This is a genomic window from Serratia sp. PF-27 (genome assembly GCF_030053255.1).
GTDB lineage: Bacteria > Pseudomonadota > Gammaproteobacteria > Enterobacterales > Enterobacteriaceae > Serratia > Serratia bockelmannii.
Window position 1 is genome coordinate 16,040 of sequence record NZ_JASGBT010000004.1, and the last position, 9,724, is coordinate 25,763.

A 9,724-nucleotide genomic window follows, 5' to 3' on the forward strand; every position below is an offset into this window, starting at 1 on the left:
ACTTTAATTTTTATATTGCCGGCAGTATTATCGCCCCGTTTTATCCCTCATATTTTACAGGAGCATTATCATGACGAAATATCGTCACACCAAAGGCCAGATTCAAGATAACGCCATTGAGGCGCTGCTGCATGATCCTCTATTCCGTCAGCGGGTAGAAAAGAATGTGAAAGGTAAAGGCAGCTATCGGCGTAAAGAAAAACACAACAAAGGCGGTAACTGGGAGGCCAGTGGTAAACTATCAAGCGATAATTTACCACTGGCCTTCTGGTTTTAAGTATTAAAAAAGCCACCTTCATCAGGTGGCTTTTTATTGGCATAACCAAACGCTGTCTTACAGTTTTGGCTGCTGTTGCTGGCTCAGCAAATCACGGATTTCCGTCAGCAGTTTCTCTTCTGCGGTAGGTGCCGGCGGCGCTGCGGGCACTTCTTCTTGTTTGCGGCGCATTTTGTTCATCAATTTAATCGCCAGGAAGATGGCGAAGGCGACAATCACGAAGTCGAATACGGTTTGGATGAATGAACCGTAGTTCATTACCACCGCCGGTACGGCGCCCTGAGCTTCACGTAATACCAGATGGAACTGTTTAAAGTCGACGCCGCCGATCAGTAAGCCCAGCGGTGGCATGATGATATCAGCCACGAAAGACGAAACGATCTTGCCGAATGCGGCACCGATAATCACACCGACGGCCAGATCGACCACGTTGCCACGCATGGCAAATTCGCGAAACTCTTTCAACATACTCATAGAACGCACCCCTTGCAGAATTAATAACTCAAGTTTAACAAAGCAATTTCCCTTTGCCACAAAAGGAGAGAAGTTTTATCTCCTCTCAAGGCAGAGAACAACCACGCGATTATAGACCATAGCCAAATAAATTCGTTCTACAAGAAGAACGGGCTCGGTTGGAACAAGCGTTCAACGTCAGGCACGAATTTCTTGTCGGTAATAAACATGATGACGTGATCGCCCTGTTCGATTTTGCTATTGCCGTTGGCAATGATCACGTCGTCGCCACGCACGATCGCACCGATGGTCGTCCCCGGTGGCAACTTGATATCTTCGACGATGCGGCCGACCACTTTGGAGGTGCTTTCATCGCCGTGGGCAATCGCCTCGATCGCTTCCGCCACGCCGCGGCGCAGCGACGAAACGCTGACGATATCCGCTTTGCGCACGTGCCCCAACAGGGCGGAGATGGTCGCCTGCTGCGGCGAAATGGCGATATCAATCACGCTGCCCTGCACCAGATCGACATAGGCGCGGCGCTGGATCAATACCATTACCTTCTTGGCGCCCATGCGCTTAGCCAGCATGGCGGACATGATGTTGGCCTCATCGTCGTTGGTGATGGCGATGAAAACATCCACCTGCTCGACGTGCTCTTCGGCCAGCAGTTCCTGATCGGAGGCATCGCCGTAGAACACGATGGTATCGTGCAGCTGTTCGGCGAGTTCGGCGGCGCGTTGCTGATTCCGCTCGATCAGTTTGACGTTGTAGTCTTTTTCTAGTTTGGCGGCCAGGCCGGCGCCGACGTTGCCGCCGCCGACGATCATGATGCGCTTATACGGTTTTTCCAGCCGCTGCAGTTCGCTCATCACCGCGCGGATGTGCTGTGAGGCGGCGACGAAGAACACTTCATCACCGGCTTCGATAATGGTCGAGCCTTGCGGACGGATCGGCCGATCCTGGCGGAAAATAGCGGCGACGCGGGTGTCAATATGCGGCATGTGTTCGCGCATTGAAGAGAGCGCATTGCCGACCAGCGGGCCGCCGTAATAGGCTTTAACCGCGGCGATGCTGACCTTGCCTTCGGCGAAGTTAACCACCTGCAGTGCCCCGGGGTACTCAATCAGCTTGTAGATATAGTCAATGACCAGCTGCTCCGGCGAAATCAGATGGTCGATTGGCACCGCTTCCGGCAGGAACAGTTTCTCCGACTCGCGGATGTATTCCGGCGCGCGGATGCGGGCGATACGGTTGGGAGTATTAAACAGAGAATAGGCGATCTGGCAGGCGATCATGTTGGTTTCGTCGGAGTTGGTGACGGCGACTAGCATGTCGGCGTCTTCTGCGCCGGCTTCGCGCAGCACCCGAGGATGGGAGCCATGTCCCTGAACCACCCGAAGATCGAATTTATCCTGCAGCTGACGTAACCGGCCGGAATCGGTATCGACGACGGTGATGTCGTTGTTTTCACCCACCAGGTTTTCCGCCAGCGTCCCGCCAACCTGACCGGCACCAAGAATAATTATTTTCATCGTGTTCTCTGCTTCACACTGAAAGACTCAGGGCGCGCGAGCACGCCCTGAAGAATTACATTTTAATCAGCTTAGCGTAAAAGAAGCCATCGCCGTCCTCGGGATGCGGGATATTCTGCCGTCCTGGCCGCTGCGCATCGCCGGTTTCAACCAGCTTGGCATCGGCGTGGCGCTGCAAGAACGCGGCGATCTGGCTGCTGTTTTCATCCGGCAGGATAGAGCAGGTGGCGTAAACCATCACGCCGCCCGATTTCAGATGCGGCCAGACGGCTTCCAGGATCTCGGCCTGAAGCGCGGCGAGTTCGGCGATGTCGCGATCGCGGCGCAGCCATTTGATGTCGGGGTGACGGCGGATCACGCCGGTAGCGGAACAAGGCGCGTCCAACAGGATACGGTCGAACTGTTTGTCACCGCACCATTGTTGCGGAGTGCGGCCATCGCCCAGCTTAACTTCTGCGTGCAAACGCAGGCGCTGCAGGTTTTCCTTCACCCGTGCCAGACGCTGTTCGTCGATATCGACGGCCATGACGTGCGCTTTCGGCGCCGCTTCCAGAATATGCGTGGTTTTGCCGCCAGGAGCGGCGCACAAATCGAGGATCTGTTCGCCGTCTTGCGGATCCAACAGATCGACACAGCCCTGGGCTGAGGCATCTTGCACGGTGACCCAGCCGTCGGCGAACCCAGGCAGATCGGCCACGGCGCAAGGCGCCAGCAACCGCACTGCGTCGGCATAGTCTGCATGAGGCTCCGCGGCGATGCCGGTGTCGGTCAACAGCTGCAGGTAAGCTTCGCGGCTGTGATGCAGGCGGTTGACGCGCAGCCACATTGGTGGCTTCTGGTTATTGGCGTCGACGATCTGTTCCCAGTTGGCGGGATAAGCTTGTTGAATGCGTTTCAGCAACCAGCTCGGGTGCAGATAGCGGCTGTCGTTGTTGACAGCGCGCTGTAGCAGCTCTTCCTGCTGGCGCTGGAACTGCCGCAAGACACCGTTAATCAGGCCTTTCAACTGCGGGCGTTTCAGCGCTACCGCGCCTTCCACGGTTTCTGCCAGCACGGCGTGCGCCGGGATACGGGTATACAACAGCTGATACAAGCCGACCATCAGCAAATAGTGCAGCGTACGCTGCTTGCCGGTCAGCGGCTTGGCCATCAATTGTTGAATACACCATTCAAGCTGCGGCAGTACACGTAACGTGCCGAAGCACAGTTCCTGCAGCAACCCGCGGTCTTTATCGCTGATGGAGGTTTGCAGTGCCGGCAGGACAGTGCTTAGCGACTGCCCTTGATCCAGTACCTGGCCGATGGCTTTGGCAGCGATGCTGCGGAGATTGTAATTATTTTTCATAGGCTGAAGCTGATAACGATCGGCATTAAGAAAATAACGGCCCGACGATGAACGGCCGGGCTGTGGGGTGACTTACAGCCGGTTACCCGGGGTAAACCATTCACGACGTGAATTTAATAGGTCTTGCGCCAACATCGGTTTCTTGCCGGCGGGCTGCAGTTGGATCAGGTTGAGGATACCGTCGGCAGTCGCCACCTGAATACCGTGCTTGTCGGCATGGACAACGGTGCCTGGCTCCGCGTTGGCGCTTTGCGCCAGTACGCTGGCCTGCCACACTTTCACCGGTTGATCGTCGATGGTGAAATAGCTGACCGGCCAAGGGTTGAAGGCGCGGATGCAGCGCTCCAGCTGTGCGGCGGACAGTGTCCAGTCCAGACGAGCTTCTTCTTTGCTCAGTTTCTCGGCGTAGGTGACCAGCGCTTCATCCTGAACTTCGCGGGTGGCGCTGCCGTCTGCCATTTGGTGCAGCGTAGTCAACATGCCCTGCGGGCCGAGCTGTGCCAGCTTGTCGTAGAGACTGGCGCTGGTATCGCTGCTCTCAATCGGGCAAGCAATCTTGTGCATCATGTCACCGGTATCGAGACCGACGTCCATCTGCATGATGGTCACGCCGGTTTCGCTGTCACCGGCCCAGAGCGAACGCTGGATCGGCGCCGCGCCGCGCCAGCGAGGCAGCAGCGAGCCATGTACGTTGATGCAACCGAGACGCGGCATATCCAGCACCGCCTGCGGCAGGATCAGCCCGTAGGCCACTACCACCATCACGTCGGCGTTGAGATCGGCCACCAGGCGCTGGTTCTCTTCGGGACGCAGCGATTTGGGCTGAAATACCGGCAGTTGGTGCTGCTCGGCCAGCACTTTGACCGGGCTGGGCGTCAGCTTGTTGCCGCGGCCTGCCGGGCGGTCGGGCTGGGTAAAAACGCCGACAATCTGGTGCTCAGATGACAACAGCGCGTCAAGATGACGCGCTGCGAAGTCTGGTGTTCCGGCGAAAATAATCCGTAAAGAGTCAGACACGTTGATTTCCTGATCGGTTAGGCGCGGGCTTGAAGCTTGGCCATTTTTTCCAGTTTCTGACGAATGCGCTGACGCTTGAGCGGCGACAGGTAATCGACGAACAGTTTGCCCATCAGGTGATCCATCTCGTGCTGGATGCAGATCGCCAACAGGTCGTCCGCTTCCAGTTCGAAAGGTTTGCCTTCACGATCCAGTGCGCGGATCTTCACCTGCGCGGCGCGCGGCACTAACGCACGCTGCTCGGGAATGGAAAGACAGCCTTCCTCGATGCCGGTTTCGCCGCTTTTTTCCAGCAGCTCCGGGTTGATCAGCACCAGGCGCTGATCGCGATTCTCGGAGACGTCGATCACGATAATGCGCTGATGGATATCCACCTGAGTCGCAGCCAGGCCAATGCCTTCCTCTGCGTACATGGTTTCAAACATATCATCCACGATGCGCTGGATATCTGCATTGACTTCTTTTACCGGCGCTGCGACTTTGCGCAGACGCTCGTCTGGGAAATGTAATACCTGCAAGACTGACATATATCTTTAGATCTGTATCCGAGTAATGAACGAGGTTTAACCTCTATTCTAGACATTTCCCGACCTGATTGACAGCATTGTGCACCAATTGCTCAGATTGGTAATACCACCGTTTTTGCTGAGGGAACAGACGATGCGGCCGGAAGAGATCGCTTTACGGATGCGAGGGGTAACGGGGCTACAGACCGTCGTGGCCAGCCGGATCGTGCAGCAGCTATCGCAAATGGGTTGCGAGCCTCGCCGCGTGCTGCATGAGCTGGGATTGAACGAACGGCAGCAGACGCAGTTCAACCAGTTGGATCCCGGTTATCTGTCGGCCAGCCTGCGTTGGTTGGAGCTGCCGGCGCACCGTATGCTGAACTATGGGGCGGCCGGCTATCCCGAACGCCTGGCCCAGATCGACGATGCGCCGCTATTTTTGCTGATCGAGGGCGATCCTCAGGCGTTGTTGCACCCGCAGCTCGCCATGGTTGGCAGCCGGCAGTTCAGCCACTACGGCGAACGTTGGGCTAACCATTTTGCCGAGGAATTGGCGCGTTGCGGCTTCACCATCACCAGCGGTCTGGCTATCGGCATCGACGGTATTTGCCATCGTGCGGCGCTGGCGGCCGGTGGCTGCACGATGGCGGTGTTGGGTAGCGGGCTGGGCAATATCTATCCGCGCCGGCACCGCCGGCTCGCGGAGCAGATAGTCGAGCAGGGCGGCGCTGTGATTTCAGATCATTTAGTCACCGACTTGCCTCTGGCCGACCATTTTCCTCGCCGTAACCGTATTATCAGCGGGCTCAGCCTGGGCGTTCTGGTCATAGAGGCTTCGCTGCGCAGCGGTACCTTGGTGACGGCTCGCTATGCGTTGGAGCAGGGGCGTGAGGTGTTCGCCTTGCCTGGGCCATTGGGAAACCCGATGAGTGAGGGTACGCATTGGTTAATCCAGCAGGGTGCGCATCTGGTCACCGGGCCGAAAGATATCGCCGAATTGCTGGGAAGCGGCCTTCAATGGCTGTCACTGAACGAAAATACAACTATTTGTGCGTCGCAGGCTGAAGTTGAATTGCCATTTGCCGATGTGTTGGCTAACGTAGGAGATGAGGTGACACCTGTTGACGTCGTCGCTGAACGTGCCGGCCAACCTGTGCCAGTGGTGGTAATCAAGTTACTCGAACTGGAGTTAGCAGGGTGGATCGCAGCTGTACCCGGCGGCTATGTCCGAATAAGGAGGGCAAGCCATGTTCGACGTACTCATGTACTTGTTTGAAACTTATATCCACAATGAACCAGAGATGCGCGTCGATCAGGATCAACTGACCGATGATCTCGCTCAGGCGGGGTTTCATCGGGATGATATCTACAACGCGTTGAATTGGCTTGAGAAGTTGGCTGACCTGCAAGAAGGTCAAAATGCCCCTTACTTTATGGATGCCGATCCGCTGGCAATGCGGATCTATACCGAAGAGGAAGGTGCGCGTTTGGACGCCGGCTGCCGTGGTTTTCTCCTGTTCCTGGAACAGATTCAGGTATTGAACCTCGAAACCCGTGAAATGGTTATCGATCGCGTTATGGCTTTGGATAATGCGGAATTCGATCTCGAAGATCTGAAATGGGTCGTGTTGATGGTGCTGTTTAATATCCCCGGATATGAAAGCGCCTATCAGCAAATGGAAGAACTGTTGTTTGAAGTGAACGAAGGTTATCTGCATTGAGCCGATAACGCGCATAGAAGACGTTATGACAAAAAACGCGATTTTTGCCGCCAGGCAAAATGAACCCTGCCCGGAATGCGGGGCCGAGCTGGTGATCCGTAGCGGTCGCCACGGCCCCTTCCTCGGCTGTTCCCAGTATCCTGAATGCCAATATATTCGCCCGCTGAAAGCGCAGGCCGATGGGCATATCGTCAAAGTGTTGGATGGGCAACCGTGCCCGAAGTGTCAGGCGACGTTGGTGCTGCGCCAGGGGCGCTATGGCATGTTTATCGGATGCAGCGATTATCCGCAATGCGATCACACTGAAGTGATCGATAAGCCTGATGAAACCGCCATTACCTGTCCGCAGTGCGGCCAAGGCAAACTGCTGCAGCGCAAGTCGCGTTACGGCAAGGTTTTTCATTCCTGCGATCGTTACCCGGAATGCCAGTTCGCCCTCAATGTTAAACCTGTCGCCGGTGAATGCGCCTATTGCCATTATCCGCTGCTGATGGAAAAGCGCACGGCAAAAGGGCCCGTCCTGTGCTGCGCCAGCAAGCTGTGCGGAAAACCCGTCGCGACTACAGAATAATCACATCATGAACTCAGAATTAAGCCCGAACCTTTTATCTATCATCGATGCTTTGCATCAACAGCAGGTGATTGCCTATCCTACCGAAGCCGTATTCGGCCTGGGTTGCGATCCCGACAGCGAACAGGCGGTCAATGCATTGCTGGCGCTGAAACAGCGGCCGTGGGAAAAGGGGCTGATTCTGATCGCCGCCGACTATGCGCAGCTTAAACCTTATATCGACGACAGTGCGCTCAGCGAACAGCAGCGCACGACGATGTTTGCCAGCTGGCCTGGGCCGGTAACCTGGGTGTTGCCTGCTCGCCCGGAGACGCCGCGTTTGTTGACCGGGCGTTTCAGCTCGCTGGCGGTGCGCGTCAGCGATCATCCGTTGGTGCAGCTGCTGTGCCGGCAGTACGGAAAGCCGCTGGTGTCGACCAGCGCCAATCTCAGCGGGCTGGAGCCGTGCCGCAGTGCCGATGAGGTTACACGGCAATTCGGCGAAGCTTTCCCAGTATTGGCCGGCGAGGTGGGCGGCCGTCTTAATCCTTCCGAAATCAGAGATGTTCTGACCGGCGAACAGATCCGCCAGGGCTAGAGGTAATAGGCATGGAGAAGTTTGCGGTATTTGGCAACCCTATCGGCCACAGCAAGTCGCCGCGAATTCATGCGCTGTTTGCTGCCCAGACCGGCATTGAGCATCCTTATGGAACAGTGCTGGCGCCGCTGGACGGTTTTGAAACCAGCCTGCAGGCGTTTATCCATGCCGGAGGGCTGGGGGCGAACGTCACGGTGCCTTTCAAGGAGCGAGCTTATTCGGCCGCTTCTGAGCTGAGCGAGCGCGCAGCGATGGCTGGTGCGGTCAATACTCTGAAGGTGTTGCCGAATGGCGATCTATTGGGGGATAACACCGACGGCATCGGTTTGCTGACCGATCTGCAGCGTCAGCAATTGATCCGGCCGCAGGATCGCATTCTGCTGGTGGGCGCCGGCGGTGCGGCGCGCGGTGTGATCCTGCCGCTGCTGTCTTTCGGCTGCCGGTTAACAATCACCAACCGTACCTTCAGCCGAGCTCGGGAGCTGGCCGACGTTTTCCGGCATCTGGGTGAGATCTCGGCGGCGCCGATGGATCAATGTGATCAGCAAGCGTTCGATCTGGTGATCAATGCGACGGCGTCCGGCATCAGCGGGGAGATCCCGGCGTTGCCTGCGGGCGTAGTTAACGCGCAAACCCGTTGCTATGACATGTTTTATCAGCAGGGCGTCACGCCGTTTCTAGCCTGGGCGCAGAAGCAGGGGGCAACGGAATATGCCGATGGGCTGGGTATGCTGGTGGGGCAGGCGGCGCATGCCTTCCTGCTTTGGCACGGCGTAATGCCAGAGATCGAGCCGGTATTGCGCCAGCTGCGCAGCGAACTGGCGGCATAAATCCCGCCCCGTTCTCTTTATAGGGAACGGGGGGCTGTCAGATGTCTTCCGACAGGTATTCATCTTTCCAGCGTACATAGTTGTTCGAAGAATAAAGCAACCCTTCCAACTCGGCGGCGGTTAACGGCCGAATCTGGCGTGCCGGGCTACCCATATAGAGATAGCCGCTGGCCAGACGTTTGCCTGGCGCCACTAAACTGCCGGCGCCAATCATCACGTCGTCTTCTATTACTGCACCGTCCAACAGGATCGATCCCATACCGACCAGCACTCGGTTGCCGATGGCGCAGCCGTGCAGCATCGCTTTATGGCCCACGGTCACGTCTTCTCCAATCAGCAGGGGATAACCGTCAGGGTTATGTTCGGAGCGATGAGTCACGTGCAGTACGCTGCCGTCCTGAATATTGCTGCGTGCGCCGATCTTTACCGCATTGACGTCGCCGCGGATGGCGACCAGCGGCCAGATACTGACGTCATCCGCCAGATCGACGTCGCCGATGACGACGCTGGAAGGATCGATCAGGACGCGCTGACCGAGTTTAGGGGTGTATTGAAGATAAGAACGTACTGCATCGGACATAGTGCTGCCTCACCTCGGGATCATATTTACCGGCAATACTAGACTCTGACGATGGAATTACAACCAATCTCAGCGCCGGATCCTGCGGAAAATGGCCCTGATCGCACAAGATCCACCCGGAAGGGCTGAAAAGTGTGCAAACAGAAAGAAAAGATCAAAAAAGGGGTTGTGCAAAAAACTCGGATCCCTATAATGCGCCTCCATCGACACGGCGCAAGTGATTCACTTCACACAGCGGCCGGGAAGAAAGAGAAAAAATCCTGAAAATTAGGGTTGACTCTGAAAGAGGAAAGCGTAATATACGCCACCTCG

12 protein-coding genes are annotated in these 9,724 nt (G+C 56.5%); 6 read left to right on the forward strand and 6 right to left on the reverse strand.

Annotated features, from left to right (window positions below; translation table 11 throughout):
* The first annotated feature begins 70 nt into the window (after positions 1-70).
* The gene (locus QMZ29_RS01505; protein WP_033639242.1) at positions 71-277 is read left to right on the forward strand and encodes an alternative ribosome-rescue factor A; all 207 of its coding nucleotides are present in this window, start codon (positions 71-73) and stop codon (positions 275-277) included.
* Positions 278-334: 57 nt separating this feature from the next.
* Here QMZ29_RS01505 and mscL read toward each other — a convergent pair whose 3' ends face one another.
* From mscL to def, 5 genes are all read right to left on the reverse strand, one after another.
* Positions 335-751: a large-conductance mechanosensitive channel protein MscL gene (gene mscL / locus QMZ29_RS01510; protein WP_049208534.1), complete on the reverse strand. Its 417-nt coding sequence runs from the start codon at positions 749-751 to the stop codon at positions 335-337.
* 137 nt (positions 752-888) lie between these two features.
* Positions 889-2,265, reverse strand: a complete 1,377-nt coding sequence (gene trkA, locus QMZ29_RS01515; protein ID WP_004929716.1) for a Trk system potassium transporter TrkA — start codon at positions 2,263-2,265, stop codon at positions 889-891.
* Positions 2,266-2,320: 55 nt separating this feature from the next.
* The gene (gene rsmB, locus QMZ29_RS01520) at positions 2,321-3,610 is read right to left on the reverse strand and encodes a 16S rRNA (cytosine(967)-C(5))-methyltransferase RsmB (protein WP_089181397.1); all 1,290 of its coding nucleotides are present in this window, start codon (positions 3,608-3,610) and stop codon (positions 2,321-2,323) included.
* A gap of 72 nt (positions 3,611-3,682) precedes the next feature.
* Positions 3,683-4,627, reverse strand: coding sequence for a methionyl-tRNA formyltransferase (gene fmt, locus QMZ29_RS01525; RefSeq protein ID WP_025304491.1), 945 nt, complete (start codon positions 4,625-4,627; stop codon positions 3,683-3,685).
* Between the two features lie 17 nt (positions 4,628-4,644).
* The gene (gene def, locus QMZ29_RS01530) at positions 4,645-5,154 is read right to left on the reverse strand and encodes a peptide deformylase (RefSeq protein ID WP_015379260.1); all 510 of its coding nucleotides are present in this window, start codon (positions 5,152-5,154) and stop codon (positions 4,645-4,647) included.
* A gap of 133 nt (positions 5,155-5,287) precedes the next feature.
* Between def and dprA the strand changes: the two genes are divergently transcribed.
* The 5 genes from dprA to aroE are packed head-to-tail and all read left to right on the forward strand — an operon-like array spanning position 5,288 to position 8,832.
* Entirely contained in the window at positions 5,288-6,409 is a 1,122-nt protein-coding gene (gene dprA / locus QMZ29_RS01535; RefSeq protein ID WP_261427577.1) for a DNA-protecting protein DprA, read from the forward strand.
* A complete protein-coding gene (gene smg, locus QMZ29_RS01540; protein WP_025160381.1) occupies positions 6,381-6,854 on the forward strand; it encodes a DUF494 family protein Smg in 474 nt (157 codons plus the stop codon). Before dprA ends, smg begins: the two co-directional genes overlap by 29 nt.
* A 25-nt stretch (positions 6,855-6,879) precedes the next feature.
* A complete protein-coding gene (locus tag QMZ29_RS01545) occupies positions 6,880-7,425 on the forward strand; it encodes a DNA topoisomerase family protein (RefSeq protein WP_025304489.1) in 546 nt (181 codons plus the stop codon).
* Positions 7,426-7,432: 7 nt separating this feature from the next.
* Entirely contained in the window at positions 7,433-8,002 is a 570-nt protein-coding gene (tsaC, locus tag QMZ29_RS01550; protein WP_049203938.1) for an L-threonylcarbamoyladenylate synthase type 1 TsaC, read from the forward strand.
* An 11-nt stretch (positions 8,003-8,013) separates the two neighbouring features.
* The gene (gene aroE, locus QMZ29_RS01555) at positions 8,014-8,832 is read left to right on the forward strand and encodes a shikimate dehydrogenase (RefSeq protein WP_147823595.1); all 819 of its coding nucleotides are present in this window, start codon (positions 8,014-8,016) and stop codon (positions 8,830-8,832) included.
* Positions 8,833-8,869: 37 nt separating this feature from the next.
* On the opposite strand, the gene QMZ29_RS01560 is transcribed toward aroE, so the two are convergent.
* Positions 8,870-9,412, reverse strand: a complete 543-nt coding sequence (locus QMZ29_RS01560) for a gamma carbonic anhydrase family protein (protein ID WP_025304486.1) — start codon at positions 9,410-9,412, stop codon at positions 8,870-8,872.
* Between the last annotated feature and the right edge of the window lie 312 nt (positions 9,413-9,724).

What these genes read in the sequence shown, in the direction of transcription:
- aroE (WP_147823595.1), top strand. Translation starts at nt 8,014, where the DNA reads ATGGAGAAGTTTGCGGTATTTGGCAACCCTATCGGCCACAGCAAGTCG.
- mscL (WP_049208534.1), bottom strand. Translation starts at nt 751, where the DNA reads ATGAGTATGTTGAAAGAGTTTCGCGAATTTGCCATGCGTGGCAACGTG.
- smg (WP_025160381.1), top strand. Translation starts at nt 6,381, where the DNA reads ATGTTCGACGTACTCATGTACTTGTTTGAAACTTATATCCACAATGAA.
- tsaC (WP_049203938.1), top strand. Translation starts at nt 7,433, where the DNA reads ATGAACTCAGAATTAAGCCCGAACCTTTTATCTATCATCGATGCTTTG.
- QMZ29_RS01505 (WP_033639242.1), top strand. Translation starts at nt 71, where the DNA reads ATGACGAAATATCGTCACACCAAAGGCCAGATTCAAGATAACGCCATT.
- rsmB (WP_089181397.1), bottom strand. Translation starts at nt 3,610, where the DNA reads ATGAAAAATAATTACAATCTCCGCAGCATCGCTGCCAAAGCCATCGGC.
- dprA (WP_261427577.1), top strand. Translation starts at nt 5,288, where the DNA reads ATGCGGCCGGAAGAGATCGCTTTACGGATGCGAGGGGTAACGGGGCTA.
- trkA (WP_004929716.1), bottom strand. Translation starts at nt 2,265, where the DNA reads ATGAAAATAATTATTCTTGGTGCCGGTCAGGTTGGCGGGACGCTGGCG.
- def (WP_015379260.1), bottom strand. Translation starts at nt 5,154, where the DNA reads ATGTCAGTCTTGCAGGTATTACATTTCCCAGACGAGCGTCTGCGCAAA.
- QMZ29_RS01560 (WP_025304486.1), bottom strand. Translation starts at nt 9,412, where the DNA reads ATGTCCGATGCAGTACGTTCTTATCTTCAATACACCCCTAAACTCGGT.
- QMZ29_RS01545 (WP_025304489.1), top strand. Translation starts at nt 6,880, where the DNA reads ATGACAAAAAACGCGATTTTTGCCGCCAGGCAAAATGAACCCTGCCCG.